Source organism: Erwinia persicina (genome assembly GCF_014838825.1).
Lineage (GTDB): Bacteria > Pseudomonadota > Gammaproteobacteria > Enterobacterales > Enterobacteriaceae > Erwinia > Erwinia persicina_A.
Genome location: NZ_JACYMO010000004.1, coordinates 25,014 through 41,150 on the forward strand (window position 1 = coordinate 25,014; position 16,137 = coordinate 41,150).

Here is a 16,137-nt window from a genome sequence, read left to right on the forward strand (position 1 = left end):
TTGCGCTTACGTTGGTTGTCTCAGACACCGCGGTAAGCGCGATACTCTCTTGCTGTGCTTCCCTGCAGGTCCGAATTACCAGGTTTTACCAATGTTAAATTGGAACTGTTCGGCCTTATCTCCATCATACTTTTTGAACGGCTGGGCGTAGGAGAACACCAGCGGCCCCAGAGGTGACATCCACTGCAGTGCCAGACCGGCTGACATGCGGATGTTACTCGGATCGCTGTAGTCCGGGATACCGGCTGCACGCGTGGCTGCCGTGTTTTCCCATTTGGTGTCCCACACCGTACCCGCATCCACAAACAGTGACGTACGTACTGAGTTAGCATACTTCTCACTCAGGAACGGCGTCGGGGTGATCAGCTCTGCACTGGCCACGGCCATGGCGTTACCACCGATAGCATCATCAGAATTACAGACACGATTCACATCACTTCCTGAACAATCAGAAGAACCGTTGTTCAGGTAGGCGGCTTTAGGACCAATGTTATTGGAACGGAAGCCACGAACGGTGCTGGAGCCACCGGCATAGAAGTTCTCATAGAACGGCATCTCTTTACCGCTCAGGCCATCACCATAGCCCACGCGTCCACGACCTAACAGCACCCAGGTACGATCCTGATTCAGCGGCAGATACTGTTGCGTATCCAGCGTCGCTTTGTAGAAGGCGTTATCGGAGCCCGGGATGGTCACTTTACCGTTCAGGTTGGTACGGTTACCTGCCGTCGGGAAGAACCCGCGGTCGAGGGTGTTATACGTCCAGCCATAGTTAAAGGTGAAGTCATCTGCCGAGTAATCTTCGTCACCGGAAAGGCTCGGATTCTGCCCGACAGAACGCAGGTAACGCCACATGGCGATCTGCGGCTGCATGTTAGACAGGCTGTTATGCACATAGCCCAGTCCCACGCGCAGCGTGTTGTTTTCATTCACCGGGAAGCCCAGCGTGCCGTCTACACCATAACTTTTGTTGGTGTAGTCTGACAGGTCAGCGTCATCCGCTTTAAAGTCGTTGTAGAAGACGCGTCCGCCCAGGCTGACACCGTCGACCGTAAAGTACGGATCGGTCAGTGAGAACTCAGCATAGGTCTGGTAGTCGTTCTTGGTGCCGCTGATGCCGACAGTGTTACCGGTACCCAGCCAGTTATCCTGAGTCACGCCAACCTGGAAGCTGACACCGCTTTCGGTGCCGTAGCCGACGCCGAAGTTCAGCGTACCGGTGTTACGTTCTTTCACCTTGTAGACGACGTCAACCTGATCGGGTGAGCCCGGAACGCGCTGAGTTTCTGTATCAACGGTTTCAAAGTAACCCAGACGATTCAGACGCTCTTTGCCCTGCTCAACCAGATCGCTGCCCAGCCATGCCCCTTCCATCTGACGCATTTCGCGGCGCAGAACCGAATCCTTCGAAGTGTCATTCCCTTCGAAGCGGACTTTACGCACGTAGAAACGGTTGCCCGCATCGACATTAATACGCAGTTTAACGGTTTTGTTCGCGTCATCGATTTCAGGCTGCGTCTGCACGCGCGGATACGCGTAGCCATAACGGCCCAGCAGCTTCTTGATGTCGTCTTCAATGCGGGTCACTTTCGACCCGTTATACAGTTCGCCCGGCGTGACTTTACTCAGGGTTTCAATTTCCGCTGAGTGTCCTGCCAGATTACCGCTCACCGCGACGCCAGAAAGCTTGTACTGATCGCCTTCATTGATGTTAACGGTGATGTAGATACCTTTTTTGTCCGGCGTCAGGCTGACCTGAGTCGAATCAATATTGAATCGGGCGTAGCCGCGGTCCAGATAGAAGCTGCGCAGGGTTTCAAGGTCACCAGCGAGTTTCTGCTTCTGGTATTTACGATCGCCCACCACGTTCCACCATGGCACTTCATCACGCAACTGGAAGCGCGAGATCAGTTCATCAGAGCTGTACGCTTTATTACCCACGATGTTGATCTGCTGGATCTTAGCGGACACGCCCTCGGTGAAGACCAGCTTCAGGTCGACACGGTTGCGTGGCAGTGGGGTAACCACCGCTTTCACACTAGCGCTGTATTTACCGACGCTGTAGTAAAAGTCTTCCAGCCCTTTCTCAATCGAGGAGATGGTGGTGCGATCCAGTGCTTCACCTACGCGCACGCCTGACGCTTCCAGGTTCTGCTTCAGCATATCCTCTTTCACCGCTTTGTTACCGGAGAAAGTGATGCTGGCAATCGTCGGACGTTCTTTCACCTGGACGATCAGCGTATTGCCGTCGCGCAGGACCTGAACATCTTCGAAATTCCCGGTCGCAAACAGTGCACGAATGGTGTTACTGAGATCTTCATCAGAGACAGTGTCTCCAACGCGGACAGGCATACTGAGCAATGCCGCACCGACGGCGACTCGCTGCAGGCCTTCGAAATGAATATCATTCACTACGAATCCGTCTGCACCGTATACGGTTACGCTGCTAAACAGCAGCGACGCTATGAGCAACTTTTTCATCGCCATCGTTTTTATGCATTCTTCCTAACTGGTTCTCACGAACAGCTTACCGACTGGCAAACTATAGCCTTGAGAAATCATTGAATAGCGCAAGCCCCATTAACAGCACCAGCACAATCGAGCCGATACGATAACTGAAGTCCTGAACTCGCTCGGAAACCTGCCCTCCTTTGATCTTCTCAATCAACAGGAACAGCAGATGACCACCATCTAACACCGGCAGTGGGAACAGGTTGATTATCCCTAAATTCACGCTAATCAGAGCGAGGAACATCAGGTAGTAGATCAAACCATATTCCGCTGACATCCCAGCACCCTGGGCGATTGAAATCGGCCCGCTGAGATTGTTCAACTTCACATCACCGACAATCAGTTTGCCTAACATGCTTACCGTCAGCTTCATCAGTTGCCAGGTTTTCGCGCTGGCCTCACCGATTGCCGCAAACGGGCCATACTGGCGCACCGTTCTGTACTCTTCAGGTAGCGGAATAATGCGCGGTATCACGCCCGCAAACCCTTCTGCCTTGTTGTGTGGATTAACGTCTGGCGTCAGCGTCAAATCGACGGTGCTGCCCTGCCGTTCCACCTCAATGGGTATGTTTTTGCCCGGATTCTCGCGTACCGTGGCAACAAAACTCTGCCAGTGCTCCAAAGGCTGACCATCGACTTTAACGATCCTGTCGCCGGCTTGCAAACCCGCTCGACTTGCTGCTGAATCTTTCTGCACCTGCGCCAGCACCGATTCGATCTGAGGACCCCGGGGCTGGATGCCCAGTGATGTGACCGGATCCTGCTTGTCGGGTTCAAACTGCCAGCCCTGAAGATTCACCGTCTTATCACGGGTGTTATCACTGCCAAACGGAGCTACGGTGAAGGTGGTGTGCTGATCGCCAATCTTCGCTACCAGTGCCATTCGCACAGCATCCCAATCAGGCGTTTCGATACCGTCAACGGCTTTAAGTTCCGTGCCTGGGGTAATTTGAGCTTCAGCGGCGGGCGAACCGCTCACTATTTCGCCAACAACCGGGCGCACGCCGGGGACGCCGATAATAAACACCAGCCAGTAGGCAAAAATAGCAAAGATGAAATTCGCCACAGGGCCAGCGCTGACAATCGCGGCACGTTGCAAAATCGTTTTATTATTGAAGGACTGATGGCGAAGTTCAGGCGGCACGCTTTCGACGCGTTCGTCGAGCATCTTGACGTACCCGCCCAGGGGGATCAGCGCGATAACATACTCTGTGCCCTGCTTGTCACGGCGTCGCCACAGTGCCTTACCAAAACCGATGGAGAAGCGCTCGACTTTCACGCCGCAGCGGCGGGCGACCCAGAAATGGCCGAACTCATGCACGGTGATTAAAATCCCCAGCGCAACGATAAAGGCAGCAAAACTCCAGAGTATGCTCAACATAATGTTTCCCTACAGCGTCCCAAAGACCAGCAATAACAGGCAGGCGAACACCGGAACGGCCGCCGTGAGGCTGTCAATACGGTCAAGAATGCCGCCGTGGCCAGGGATCAGACTGCCGCTGTCTTTAATGCCGGCTTCACGTTTGAACATGCTTTCGGTTAAATCCCCGAGCACCGACGCCAGCGCAGCAATAATGGAGCAAATCAGCAGCGTCGATAGCGGTACCTGCAACGGAGCAAACACGCTGAACAGCCAGGAAATTAACGCCGAGGTGACCAGACCGCCAAAGAAACCTTCCCAGGTCTTGCCCGGGGAGACCTTCGGCGCCAGCTTATGCTTGCCAAACAGCTTACCAAACATGTAAGCCCCGGAATCGGCTCCCCAGACGAGGAACATCACGTACAACAGCCACCAGGCACCGGCATAGTGGTCAACGTCATAGTGATACTGACGCAGAGCCAGCATTCCCCAGAAGAACGGGACAATGGTCAGCAAGCCAAAGATCAGACGCAGCACGCGTGAATGACGCCAGAATGTGGCAGAACCGGGATAGGAGAGAACCAGCAGCAGCGCCACTATCCACCATCCCAGCGATACCCAAAGGGCACCGCCAATCTGAGGCAGATGCACTGAATGCTGGTACGCCGGGAGCGTAAACAGCATAAAGGCCAGCAGCAGGCCGCACAGCAAAGCCAGCCAGACGCGCTGAGAGCGCGCAGCAAAGCCTGCAAACTGACCCCATTCCCATGCGGCCAGCATACAGATCGCTAAAATAGTGATGGCAAACCCTAGCGGCGGCAGCAAAAAGAGGGCTGCAATGACGATAGGTATCAATATAAACGCGGTAATCAGGCGAGACTTCAGCAAAGATTACCCCCAGTGCGCTCAGGCGCCGCCGGGTGCTGCGCCGCCAAACCGACGCTCTCGTTGTGCAAACGCATTCAGTGCACCTTCAAAAACTTGTTCATCAAAATCAGGCCAAAGAGTATCGGTAAACCAAAACTCTGCATAGGCAACTTGCCAAAGCAGGAAGTTACTAATCCGATGCTCTCCCCCGGTCCTTATTACGAGATCCACAGGTGCCAGTTCATTCAGGCAGAGATAGGGGTGAAGCGTCTCTTCTTCGATCTGGTCCGGACGAAGAAGCCCTTCCTGTACCTGTTCTGCTATTTTTCTGACTCCATGGATAATATCCCAACGTCCGCCATAATTCGCAGCAATGTTGAGTGTTAGTCCATTATTTTGTTGAGTAAGTTCCTCAGCACGGCGAATACGCTCCTGGAGACGGGAGTTAAACCGACTGATATCACCGATAATTTTCAACCGGACATTATGCTTGTGCAGACTTTTCACTTCGCTGTCGAGTGCCCAGACGAACAATTCCATCAGTGCCAGAACTTCCTGATGAGGACGATTCCAGTTTTCACTACTAAAGGCATAAAGCGTGAGCGCATCAAGTTTATTGCTGACCGCAAAACTCACGGCGCGCCGCACGGATTTCACTCCCGCTTTATGACCAGAAATACGCAGCTTGCCCTGGTTTTTAGCCCAGCGGCCGTTGCCATCCATAATGATGGCCACATGGCGGGGGCCTGTCCCCTGCTGGTCATCGGTTTGTAATTTATTTTCGGACGACATAATGCGTAACTATTTCCTTATTCAGAAATATACCCTTCATATTTGAAGCTGCTACCGCAGGGGCTGCCGCATTCACCCCGGCCACTTAACTGCTTAAGCATCCGAACGTTCCTGCACCTGCCGCCTTGCTTCAGCACCAACGACGTTGGGTATGCAACGGCTTCTGAAATATCTCACCTGCCCGGCGTAAAGCGCGTGCGATTGCGCAAGTTTACCTGCTAAATCACGCCGTGATACCGGAACGGTGGGGCAAGACTATACCACCTCCGCCCAGCGCTCACAAATGGCGACGCGTTAAATCGCGCTGACCCGACCAGCCGCAAAACGGGGCAATAAGGCGCGTGCCGCAGCACGGGCTTCATGGTCGATAGCAATGACCTCGTCAACACTCTGAGGCTCCTGACAAGACAGCGTCTCCAGTACCGCGACATTTAATGCCGCAATATCGGTGAAGCGGATCGCTGATGCGAGAAACGCCGCAACGGCGATTTCATTTGCCGCATTCAGCGTCGTGGTCGCCGCCTGCCCCGTCATACTGGCATCAATAGCCAGTTTCAGACAGGGGTAGCGCGCGAAGTCAGGTTCAGCGAAGGTCAGGGCCGACATTCGGGTGAAATCAAGCGGTTGAGCGCCCGAAGTCACGCGCTGCGGCCAGGCCATTGCGTGCGCGATAGGGGTACGCATATCCGGCGATCCAAGCTGGGCAATCACACTGCCATCCCGATAGCGCACCATCGAATGGATGACAGACTGAGGATGCAGAACCACTTCCATCTGCTTATCCGTCGCATTAAACAGCCAGCGGGCTTCGATATATTCCAGGCCTTTGTTCATCATGGTGGCCGAATCAACGGAGATTTTTCTCCCCATCGACCAGTTCGGATGTGCACACGCCTGATCCGGTGTCATATGACCTAATTCTGCCAGCGGCGTGTCACGGAACGGGCCACCCGACCCCGTGAGGATAATACTGTCAATGCCATTATCTTCGAGAGAAGCGTACCCTAACTGCTGCTGGAGGGAAGCAGGCAAACTCTGAAAAATGGCGTTGTGCTCACTATCAATAGGTAGCAGCTGGGCTTTCGAGGCGCTGACGGCCTCCAGGAAAAGGCGGCCGCAGGTGACAAGCGACTCTTTATTGGCCAGTAAAACCTGTTTTCCGGCGCGAATTGCCGCCAGGGTAGGTAATAATCCTGCCGCACCCACAATCGCGGCCATCACCTGATCCACATCGTCCAGCGCGGCAAGGTCACAGGAAGCCTGATCCCCACTGAGCACCTCGGTGTCCACATGCAGATCTTTCAGACGAAGTCGCAGCGCGTCCGCCGACTGAACATCGGACATAGCGGCATAGGCGGGGCGGAATTCCAGACACTGCTCAACCATCAGTTCGACGTTACGCCCGGCAACCAGTGCTTTAATGGCGAACAGATGGGGGTTAGCGCGCACCACGCCCAGCGTGCTGGTGCCGATGGATCCGGTCGATCCGAGGATGGTCAATTGCTTCATGAGATTGCTCTGCGTAAACCCGCTCAGGGGAAGAATACCCTGTTGCCGGGAGAGTTAACAAACGCAAAACGCCGCCAGACCAGCCCTTCGTTCGAACGGCAATCTGTGCGGCGTTTACCGGGAGGAAGATGGGATCAGAAGTCCATCAGCTCCGCTTCTTTCTCGGCCAGCGCGCTGTCAATTTTCTTGATAAACACGTCGGTCATTTTTTGAACGTCTTCCTGACAACGGCGATCGTCGTCTTCACTGATCTCTTTATCTTTCAGCAGCGCTTTCACTTTGTCGTTTGCATCACGACGCACGTTACGCACAGACACGCGACCCTGCTCGGCTTCACCGCGCACGATTTTGATCAGGTCTTTACGACGCTCTTCAGTCAGTGCGGGTAGCGGAACGCGAATATCCGTCCCTGCTGACATAGGGTTCAGGCCCAGGTCAGAAGACATAATCGCTTTTTCAACGGCGGCGCTGATTGAGCGGTCAAAAACGTTGATTTTCAGCGTACGGGAATCTTCCACCGTGACGCTGGCCAACTGACGCAGCGGCGTCGCTGAACCGTAGTAATCCACCATGATACCGTCGAGAATGCTCGGCGACGCACGGCCGGTGCGAATTTTGCTGATATGGTTTTTGAATGCCTCGACGCATTTTTCCATGCGCGTTTCTGCATCTTTCTTGATGTCGTTAATCACGTGGGAACCCTTGGAATCTGTTTGATCCACCAGCCTCTGGCATCGCCAGAAGCCGTTCAAATACATTTAAAGATAATCCTGACAGGCAGAATATACCTTATTTTAACCCTTTTAACCGCAGACTGATATTAATGCGTAATCAGCGTGCCTTCTTTTTCGCCCATCACCACGCGGCGCAGTGCGCCCGGCTTGTTCATATTGAACACGCGGATAGGCAGTGAATGGTCACGCGCCAGGGTAAAGGCGGCCAGGTCCATCACTTTCAGTTCTTTATCCAGTACTTCAGTATAGGTCAACTGATCGTGCAGGACAGCATCCGGGTTCTTCACCGGATCGGAAGAGTAAACACCGTCAACTTTGGTCGCTTTCAGCACCACATCGGCTTCGATTTCGATACCGCGCAGGCAGGCTGCGGAGTCAGTGGTAAAGAACGGGTTACCGGTACCGGCGGAGAAAATCACCACGCGGTTGTTGCGCAGCAGGCTAATGGCTTCTGCCCAGCTATAATTATCACACACGCCATTCAATGGAATCGCTGACATCAGACGGGCGTTGACATAAGCACGATGCAGCGCATCACGCATCGCCAGGCCATTCATCACCGTCGCCAGCATTCCCATATGGTCGCCAACAACGCGATTCATCCCGGCCTGAGCCAGACCCGCACCACGGAACAGATTCCCCCCGCCGATGACCACACCTACCTGAATGCCCAGCTCTACCAGTTCTTTCACTTCCTGAGCCATACGATCCAGCACGCTGGCATCGATACCGAAGCCTTCAGCACCTTGCAGTGCTTCGCCACTCAGTTTAAGCAGGATACGTTGATATACGGGTTTTGCATTGGTCGCCATGGTATTTTTCCTGGAAGATATCGTCGAAAAGGGGTGTTAACTGTGTGCGGTATCATCCTAAAAGCATCAGAGAAATACTATTGGGATGAGACTGAAAATGCGCTGTCGGAAGACAGGCAAAAAAGAACCGCCATCTGGCGGTTCTTCTTAAGCGATTAAGACTGCTTGGACATCGCCGCGACTTCTGCCGCGAAATCTGTCTCAGCTTTCTCAATACCTTCGCCCACTTCAAAGCGGATGAAGTTGGTCACGTCTGCATTTTTCTCTTTCAGCAGCTGGCCCACAGTTTTGCTTGGGTCAATGACGAAAGGCTGACCGGTCAGAGAAACTTCGCCGGTGAATTTCTTCATACGGCCTTCAACCATTTTCTCTGCGATTTCTTTCGGCTTGCCAGACTGCATGGCGATGTCCAGCTGAACCTGGTACTCTTTCTCTACCACTTCAGCAGACACATCTTCAGGCTTAACGAATTCTGGCTTGCTGGCAGCAACGTGCATTGCCAGCTGCTTAACCAGCTCTTCGTCAGCGCTTTTAGCCGCGATCAGAACACCGATACGTGCACCGTGCAGGTATGAACCCAGCACGTCACCTTCCAGAGAAGACACGCGACGAATGTTGATGTTTTCACCGATTTTAGCAACCAGTGCAACGCGCTCTTCTTCGAACTGTGCTTTCAGCACATCAACGTCAGTGATTTTGCCGGCAACAGCCGCATCCAGCACTTTGTCAGCGAAGGCCTGGAAACCAGAGTCTTTAGCAACGAAGTCAGTCTGGCAGTTTACTTCCAGAATCACACCGTAGTTGCCGTCGATCTTGGTTTTGATCACGCCATCAGCAGCAACGTTGCCTGCTTTTTTAGCGGCTTTGATCGCGCCAGATTTACGCATGTTCTCGATCGCCAGCTCGATGTCGCCGTTGGCTTCGGTCAGTGCTTTTTTACAATCCATCATGCCAGCGCCAGTGCGCTCGCGCAGTTCTTTTACCAGAGCAGCGGTAATATCAGCCATTCTCTAATCCTCGGTTAGCGTGCATCTGTCAGCTGGCCAGTAATGGCGTTCGCTACAGATGCCAGGTCTCGGGAGAAACATTCTGCCCCGCTGAATTTTCCTTCATCTTCCAGGCCACAGAGATGCTGGCTGTCTTCGGTCCCGCCAGTCACTAACGGATGTCAGCGTCTGAACGGCCCTTAGTTGCCCTCTTTCCTGCAACGTGAAATCTAGCGGATAAATATGACATTCAGCAAAGCGAAGTCGAAAAAATAAAGGGGCCAATCAAGGCCCCTTCCTTACAGATTCACATCTGATGTACAAGGGCTCTCTAAAGAGCAAGCCTTATTACTCAGCTTCAGCGAAGGTTTCTTCTGCCTGCTGAGCCAGGTCCTGCGAGCGACCTTCACGTACAGTGGTAGCCACTGCAGTCAGGTACAGGCTAACAGCACGGATTGCATCGTCATTACCTGGGATAATGAAGTCTACGCCGTCTGGATCAGAGTTGGTATCAACGATAGAAAACACTGGGATACCCAGGTTGTTTGCTTCTTTGATAGCGATGTGTTCGTGATCTGCATCAACAACAAACAGTGCGTCTGGCAGGCCGCCCATGTCTTTGATACCGCCCAGGCTGTTTTCCAGCTTGGCCAGTTCACGAGCGCGCATCAGCGCTTCTTTCTTGGTCAGTTTGTCGAAAGTGCCGTCCTGAGACTGGATTTCCAGGTCTTTCAGACGTTTGATTGACTGACGAACAGTTTTCCAGTTAGTCAGCATACCACCCAACCAGCGGTGATTAACGAAGAACTGGTCGCAGCTCAGAGCGTGCTCTTTTACCGCTTCGCTTGCAGCGCGCTTGGTACCAACGAACAGGATCTTACCTTTACGGGAAGAGATCTTGCTCAACTCAGCCAGAGCTTCGTTGAACATTGGTACAGTTTTCTCAAGGTTGATGATGTGAACTTTGTTACGTGCGCCGAAGATGAATGGCTTCATTTTCGGGTTCCAGTAACGGGTCTGGTGACCGAAGTGTACACCGGCCTTGAGCATGTCGCGCATGGAAACAGTTGCCATGATTACCTCTATAGATATAGTTTGGGGTTAAGCCTCCACGTATCCCATACAACCGACCCATCGGCTCTTTCGAACCAGCAAGGCACCCCGGCGTAGGTGTCGATACGTGTGTGTTATTTACACATAGTGAGATTTATGCGTTTCTGAGCCTGGCGATGAAACTCACCGAACAGAGAATCGTCGGCGCGCTTTATACCATAAACCAGCGAGGGTAGCCAATACTTGTTACCTTTTTAGTCCGAACAGGAAAGCGGATCCCCCCTCCCGGTCCGTTGACGCCACAAACTGCATTGGCAGCATCCGGGCAGGCTGATACCATTACAGCACTTTCTTTATTATTGTCGAACATGACGACAAATTCGGACCTGATGAATGGCTATTTCAATTAAAACCCCTGAAGAAATCGAAAAAATGCGTGTGGCTGGCCGTCTGGCTGCCGAAGTGCTTGAGATGATTGAAGAGCACGTTAAGCCCGGCGTCAGCACGGGTGAGCTGGATCGCCTGTGCCACGATCATATCGTGAATAAGCAGCATGCCGTCTCCGCCAGCCTCGGCTACCACGGTTTTCCTAAGTCGGTATGTATCTCCGTTAACGAAGTGGTGTGTCACGGTATTCCCAGCGATGACAAAATCCTCAAAGATGGCGATATCGTCAATATTGACGTTACCGTGATCAAAGATGAGTATCACGGCGACACGTCCACCATGTTTATCGTCGGTAAGCCGACCATTCAGGGTGAGCGCCTGTGCCGCGTCACGCAGGAGAGTCTCTATCTGGCCCTGCGTATGGTGAAGCCAGGCATTCGTCTGCGCACCCTGGGCCGTGAGATCCAGAAATTTGTTGAGGCACAGGACTTCTCCGTGGTACGTGAATACTGCGGCCACGGCATCGGCAAAGGCTTCCATGAAGAGCCACAGGTGCTGCACTACGATGCCGATGATGGCGGCGTAGTGTTACAGCCCGGAATGGCTTTCACCATCGAGCCGATGGTCAATGCCGGTGATTACCGCATCCGCAGCATGAAAGATGGCTGGACGGTAAAAACCAAAGATCGCAGCTTGTCCGCACAGTACGAACACACTATTGTGGTAACCGAAAACGGCTGCGAAATTATGACCCTGCGTAAAGATGACACCATTCCGGCGATTCTGGTCGCAGAATAATGTGCAGGGGCTGACCTTCTTCATTCGGTCGGTCCGCAATCAGCATATGAAGCCGGCGACTGCCGGCTTTTTTTATGGGCTCACGAGCAGATCCCTGGTGGAGCGGTGAAATGAACAAAGACGTGACGGAAGCCAGCATCCTGAAAAAACTCACCAAAGCGCCCCGCCGCTGGGAAGATGCGGAACTTAATCGCGACACGCTCAGGCATCATCTGGATGTTTTCCAACAGCATCTCGCCGCAGCCTTTGACGCCGGACAGAATGCAGAAACCCTGATTGATGCGCGCACGCTGTTTATTGACCGCCTGCTCAGACGTCTCTGGCGCTTCTTTGGCTTCCCGGAAAAAGAGGGGATTGCCCTGGTGGCTGTCGGCGGCTACGGTCGGGGTGAGCTGCATCCGCTGTCAGACATCGACGTTCTTATCCTCAGCCGCCAACCGCTGTCAGAGGAAGATGCCCGACGTACCAGCGAATTACTGACCCTGATGTGGGACCTGAAGCTCGAAGTCGGCCACAGCGTACGCACACTGGAAGAGTGTCTGCTGGAAGGGCTTTCAGACCTGACGGTGTCCACTAACCTGATTGAATCACGGATGCTGACCGGCGACCTGGCCCTGTTCCTTGAGTTGCAAAAAAATGTCTTCAGTGACGGCTTCTGGCCCTCCGACCGCTTCTTTGCCGCTAAAATTGAAGAGCAGCAGGAGCGCCACCAACGCTACCACGGCACCAGCTACAACCTTGAGCCGGATATTAAAAGCAGCCCTGGCGGCCTGCGCGATATCCACACCCTGCTATGGGTGGCCCGCCGTCACTTTGGTGCCACCTCACTGGATGAAATGGTGGGCTTTGGCTTTCTCACCGAGGCTGAACGCAATGAACTCAACGAATGCCAGAGTCTGCTATGGCGAATTCGCTTCGCCCTGCACCTCACCCTGCCCCGTTACGACAACCGTTTGCTGTTCGATCGCCAGCTGAACGTTGCACAGCGCCTGAATTATCAGGGTGAAGGCAACGAACCCGTCGAGCGAATGATGAAGGATTTCTTCCGCGTCACCCGCCGCGTCAGCGAGCTGAATCAGATGCTGTTACAGCTGTTCGATGAGGCGATTCTGGCGCTACCGACGGACGAGAAACCGCGACCGCTGGATGATGAATTTCAGCTGCGCGGTACGCTGATCGACCTGCGCGATGAGACGCTGTTCGCGCGGCAGCCGGAATCGATTATGCGCATGTTTTATACCATGGTGCGCACGCCAAAAATTACCGGTATCTATTCCACCACCCTGCGCCACCTGCGCCATGCCCGCCGTCATTTGAAGCAGCCGCTGTGTACCATTCCAGAGGCGCGGACGCTGTTCCTGTCCATTCTGCGTCATCCGGGTGCCGTCAGCCGCGCTTTAGTGCCGATGCATCGTCACAGCGTGCTGTGGGCCTATATGCCACAGTGGAGCAATATCGTCGGCCAGATGCAGTTCGACCTGTTCCACGCCTATACGGTGGATGAGCACACGATCCGCGTATTGCAGAAGCTGGAAAGTTTTGCCGACGAACGCACCCGCCCCCGCCATCCGCTGTGCGTTGAGCTCTGGCCCCGCCTGCCGCAGCTGGAGTTACTGCTGATGGCGGCCCTGTTTCACGATATCGCGAAAGGTCGCGGCGGCGATCACTCCATCCTCGGGGCGCAGGATGCGCTGGAGTTTGCTGAGATGCACGGTCTTAATTCGCGTGAAACGCAGCTGGTGGCCTGGCTGGTGCGTCATCATCTGCTGATGTCGGTGACCGCCCAGCGCCGCGACATCCAGGACCCGACCGAAATTCAGCAGTTTGCCGAAGTGATGCAGAACGAGAATCGTCTGCGCTACCTGGTCTGCCTTACCGTAGCCGATATCTGCGCCACCAATGAAACGCTGTGGAACAGCTGGAAACAGAGCCTGTTACGGGAACTGTTCTTCGCCACGGAAAAACAGCTGCGCCGCGGCATGGAAAACAGCCCGGATCTGCGCGAACGTGTGCGCCATCATCGTCTGCAGGCCCTCGCCCTGCTGCGTATGGATAACATCGATGAGGAAGCCCTGCACAGCATCTGGGGCCGCTGCCGCGCCGACTACTTCCTGCGCCACACGCCAAACCAGCTGGCGTGGCACGCCCGTCACCTGATGAATCATGACCTGACACAGCCGCTAATCCTGGTCAGCCCGCAGGCGACGCGCGGCGGCACGGAGATCTTTATCTGGAGCCCGGACCGGCCGTATCTGTTTGCCGCCGTGGCGGGAGAGCTGGACCGGCGAAACCTGAGCGTGCATGACGCGCAGATCTTTACCAGTCGTGACGGCATGGCCATGGACACCTTTATTGTGCTGGAACCGGACGGCAGCCCGCTGGCCACCGATCGTCATGAGATGACCCGCCAGGCGCTGGAACAGGCGATCTGTCAGACCAGCTGGCACCCACCGCGCACCCGCCGCCAGTCCGCCCGCCTGAAGCATTTCAACGTGGATACGGCGGTGAACTTTTTACCCACACACACTGACAGGCGAACGTATCTGGAATTAGTGGCGCTCGATCAGCCCGGTTTGCTGGCGCGGGTAGGAGAAGTCTTTGCGGATTTAAATGTGTCGCTGCACGGCGCACGCATCAGCACCATCGGTGAACGCGTGGAGGACTTATTTATTCTGGCTAACGGCGATCGGCGTGCATTAGATGCCGATTTGCGCGAACGCCTACAACAACGGTTGACAGAGGCCCTTAATCCAAACGATAAAGTGTGACCCAGATTGACTTTTTAACCGTGCCGGCGCGGGATCTGCTGCAGCGGAATCGTTTTCGTTATAAAGCGCACGGCAAAACCAGGAAGAGATGATTTATGCAACAGTTACAGAGTGTTATTGAGGCCGCCTTCGAGCGCCGCGCAGACATTACCCCGGCGAACGCCGACAGCGCAACGCGTGATGCCGTCAATCAGACCATCGCCCTGCTGGATAGCGGTGCTCTGCGTGTGGCCGAGAAGATCAACGGCGAGTGGGTCACTCACCAGTGGCTGAAAAAGGCGGTACTGCTGTCATTCCGTATCAACGATAATCAGGTGATGGAAGGCGCAGAAAGCCGCTATTACGACAAAGTTCCGATGAAGTTTGCCGATTATGATGACGCGCGCTTCAAAAAAGAAGGCTTCCGCGTGGTGCCACCGGCAGCCGTTCGTCAGGGCGCGTTCATCGCACGTAATACCGTACTGATGCCGTCGTATGTCAACATCGGTGCCTACGTTGATGAAGGTTCCATGGTTGATACTTGGGCCACCGTAGGCTCCTGTGCACAGATCGGTAAAAACGTACACCTGTCTGGCGGCGTGGGCATCGGTGGCGTACTGGAACCTCTTCAGGCTAACCCTACCATCATCGAAGACAACTGCTTTATTGGTGCGCGTTCAGAAATTGTAGAAGGCGTGATCGTCGAAGAGGGCTCGGTGATCTCAATGGGCGTCTATATCGGCCAGAGCACCAAAATTTTCGACCGTGAAACCGGTGAAGTGCATTACGGCCGCGTTCCTGCGGGCTCCGTCGTGGTATCAGGCAACCTGCCGTCAAAAGACGGAACTTACAGCCTGTACTGTGCAGTCATCGTCAAAAAAGTGGATGCTAAAACCCTGGGCAAAACCGGCATCAACGAACTGCTGCGCACCATCGACTAAGCATCGTACGGGCCACACCAGTGGCCCGTAAAGCTATCTTTCCACCTCCAGCAGTTACTACCTCTTTCACTACGCGAAACAAGTGGTGCTATTGTGCGCAATCCAGGCGTATAATCCGCGCCAGAAAAACATTGTTCTTAAATTAACCGATCCTTTACCGTTTGACGGATAGCGACGACTCTGATCGCATCTGGATCGAAAGTCTCCTAAAAGGAAAATGCTATGTACGACAATCTTAAAGGGTTGGGTATCTCTTCACCTGAAGATATCGACCGTTACAGCCTGCGTCAGGAAGCCAATAACGACATCCTGAAAATTTATTTCCGCAAAGACAAAGGCGAGTTTTTTGCTAAAAGCGTGAAATTCAAATATCCCCGTCAGCGCAAAACCGTAGTCGCCGATAACGCCAGCCAGGGTTACAAAGAAGTTCAGGAAATCAGCCCGAATCTGCGCTATGTGATTGATGAGCTTGATCAGATTTGCCAGCGCGACCAGGTCGAAGTCGATTTGAAACGTAAAATCCTTGATGATCTGCGTCATCTGGAAAGCGTTGTTTCTCACAAAATCGCTGAAATTGAATCGGATCTGGATAAACTGACCCGTAACGGTCGTTAATGTCCCCGCTGATATAAAAAAAGGG

Annotated in this window: 13 protein-coding genes; 4 read left to right on the forward strand and 9 right to left on the reverse strand. The window is 53.9% G+C overall.

Features of this window, described 5'->3' with window-relative positions; genetic code table 11:
• Window positions 1-75: 75 nt before the first annotated feature.
• From bamA to rpsB, 9 genes are all read right to left on the reverse strand, one after another.
• Complete coding sequence (gene bamA / locus IFU29_RS11645) at window positions 76-2,487, reverse strand: outer membrane protein assembly factor BamA (RefSeq protein WP_191934082.1); 2,412 nt, start codon at window positions 2,485-2,487, stop codon at window positions 76-78.
• Window positions 2,488-2,542: 55 nt separating this feature from the next.
• A complete protein-coding gene (gene rseP / locus IFU29_RS11650) occupies window positions 2,543-3,892 on the reverse strand; it encodes a sigma E protease regulator RseP (protein ID WP_191934083.1) in 1,350 nt (449 codons plus the stop codon).
• A gap of 9 nt (window positions 3,893-3,901) precedes the next feature.
• A complete protein-coding gene (cdsA, locus tag IFU29_RS11655; protein ID WP_191934084.1) occupies window positions 3,902-4,759 on the reverse strand; it encodes a phosphatidate cytidylyltransferase in 858 nt (285 codons plus the stop codon).
• A gap of 18 nt (window positions 4,760-4,777) precedes the next feature.
• Window positions 4,778-5,530, reverse strand: a complete 753-nt coding sequence (gene ispU, locus IFU29_RS11660; protein ID WP_062747107.1) for a (2E,6E)-farnesyl-diphosphate-specific ditrans,polycis-undecaprenyl-diphosphate synthase — start codon at window positions 5,528-5,530, stop codon at window positions 4,778-4,780.
• 294 nt (window positions 5,531-5,824) lie between these two features.
• Entirely contained in the window at window positions 5,825-7,039 is a 1,215-nt protein-coding gene (gene ispC, locus IFU29_RS11665; protein WP_191934085.1) for a 1-deoxy-D-xylulose-5-phosphate reductoisomerase, read from the reverse strand.
• A gap of 134 nt (window positions 7,040-7,173) precedes the next feature.
• Complete coding sequence (frr, locus tag IFU29_RS11670; protein WP_191934086.1) at window positions 7,174-7,731, reverse strand: ribosome recycling factor; 558 nt, start codon at window positions 7,729-7,731, stop codon at window positions 7,174-7,176.
• Between the two features lie 128 nt (window positions 7,732-7,859).
• A complete protein-coding gene (pyrH, locus tag IFU29_RS11675; RefSeq protein ID WP_062747112.1) occupies window positions 7,860-8,585 on the reverse strand; it encodes a UMP kinase in 726 nt (241 codons plus the stop codon).
• Between the two features lie 155 nt (window positions 8,586-8,740).
• Window positions 8,741-9,592, reverse strand: coding sequence for a translation elongation factor Ts (gene tsf / locus IFU29_RS11680; RefSeq protein ID WP_062747115.1), 852 nt, complete (start codon window positions 9,590-9,592; stop codon window positions 8,741-8,743).
• A gap of 327 nt (window positions 9,593-9,919) precedes the next feature.
• A complete protein-coding gene (rpsB, locus tag IFU29_RS11685; protein WP_062747118.1) occupies window positions 9,920-10,645 on the reverse strand; it encodes a 30S ribosomal protein S2 in 726 nt (241 codons plus the stop codon).
• A gap of 372 nt (window positions 10,646-11,017) precedes the next feature.
• Here rpsB and map point away from each other — a divergent pair, with 372 nt between their 5' ends.
• The 4 genes from map (at window position 11,018) to IFU29_RS11705 (ending at window position 16,112) form a co-directional block, all read left to right on the forward strand.
• A complete protein-coding gene (map, locus tag IFU29_RS11690; protein ID WP_191934087.1) occupies window positions 11,018-11,809 on the forward strand; it encodes a type I methionyl aminopeptidase in 792 nt (263 codons plus the stop codon).
• 110 nt (window positions 11,810-11,919) lie between these two features.
• Entirely contained in the window at window positions 11,920-14,577 is a 2,658-nt protein-coding gene (gene glnD / locus IFU29_RS11695; protein WP_191934367.1) for a bifunctional uridylyltransferase/uridylyl-removing protein GlnD, read from the forward strand.
• A 95-nt stretch (window positions 14,578-14,672) separates the two neighbouring features.
• Window positions 14,673-15,497 carry a 2,3,4,5-tetrahydropyridine-2,6-dicarboxylate N-succinyltransferase gene (gene dapD / locus IFU29_RS11700; RefSeq protein WP_062747124.1) on the forward strand — a complete coding sequence of 275 codons (825 nt, stop codon included), beginning with the start codon at window positions 14,673-14,675 and terminating at the stop codon, window positions 15,495-15,497.
• A 222-nt stretch (window positions 15,498-15,719) separates the two neighbouring features.
• A complete protein-coding gene (locus tag IFU29_RS11705) occupies window positions 15,720-16,112 on the forward strand; it encodes a DUF3461 family protein (protein ID WP_062747126.1) in 393 nt (130 codons plus the stop codon).
• Window positions 16,113-16,137 lie beyond the last annotated feature (25 nt).

Excerpts from the sequence above, each read along its gene's own strand:
- rpsB (WP_062747118.1), bottom strand. The coding sequence starts at position 10,645 with ATGGCAACTGTTTCCATGCGCGACATGCTCAAGGCCGGTGTACACTTC.
- ispC (WP_191934085.1), bottom strand. The coding sequence starts at position 7,039 with ATGAAGCAATTGACCATCCTCGGATCGACCGGATCCATCGGCACCAGC.
- bamA (WP_191934082.1), bottom strand. The coding sequence starts at position 2,487 with ATGGCGATGAAAAAGTTGCTCATAGCGTCGCTGCTGTTTAGCAGCGTA.
- ispU (WP_062747107.1), bottom strand. The coding sequence starts at position 5,530 with ATGTCGTCCGAAAATAAATTACAAACCGATGACCAGCAGGGGACAGGC.
- dapD (WP_062747124.1), top strand. The coding sequence starts at position 14,673 with ATGCAACAGTTACAGAGTGTTATTGAGGCCGCCTTCGAGCGCCGCGCA.
- map (WP_191934087.1), top strand. The coding sequence starts at position 11,018 with ATGGCTATTTCAATTAAAACCCCTGAAGAAATCGAAAAAATGCGTGTG.
- pyrH (WP_062747112.1), bottom strand. The coding sequence starts at position 8,585 with ATGGCGACCAATGCAAAACCCGTATATCAACGTATCCTGCTTAAACTG.
- tsf (WP_062747115.1), bottom strand. The coding sequence starts at position 9,592 with ATGGCTGATATTACCGCTGCTCTGGTAAAAGAACTGCGCGAGCGCACT.
- rseP (WP_191934083.1), bottom strand. The coding sequence starts at position 3,892 with ATGTTGAGCATACTCTGGAGTTTTGCTGCCTTTATCGTTGCGCTGGGG.
- glnD (WP_191934367.1), top strand. The coding sequence starts at position 11,920 with ATGAACAAAGACGTGACGGAAGCCAGCATCCTGAAAAAACTCACCAAA.
- IFU29_RS11705 (WP_062747126.1), top strand. The coding sequence starts at position 15,720 with ATGTACGACAATCTTAAAGGGTTGGGTATCTCTTCACCTGAAGATATC.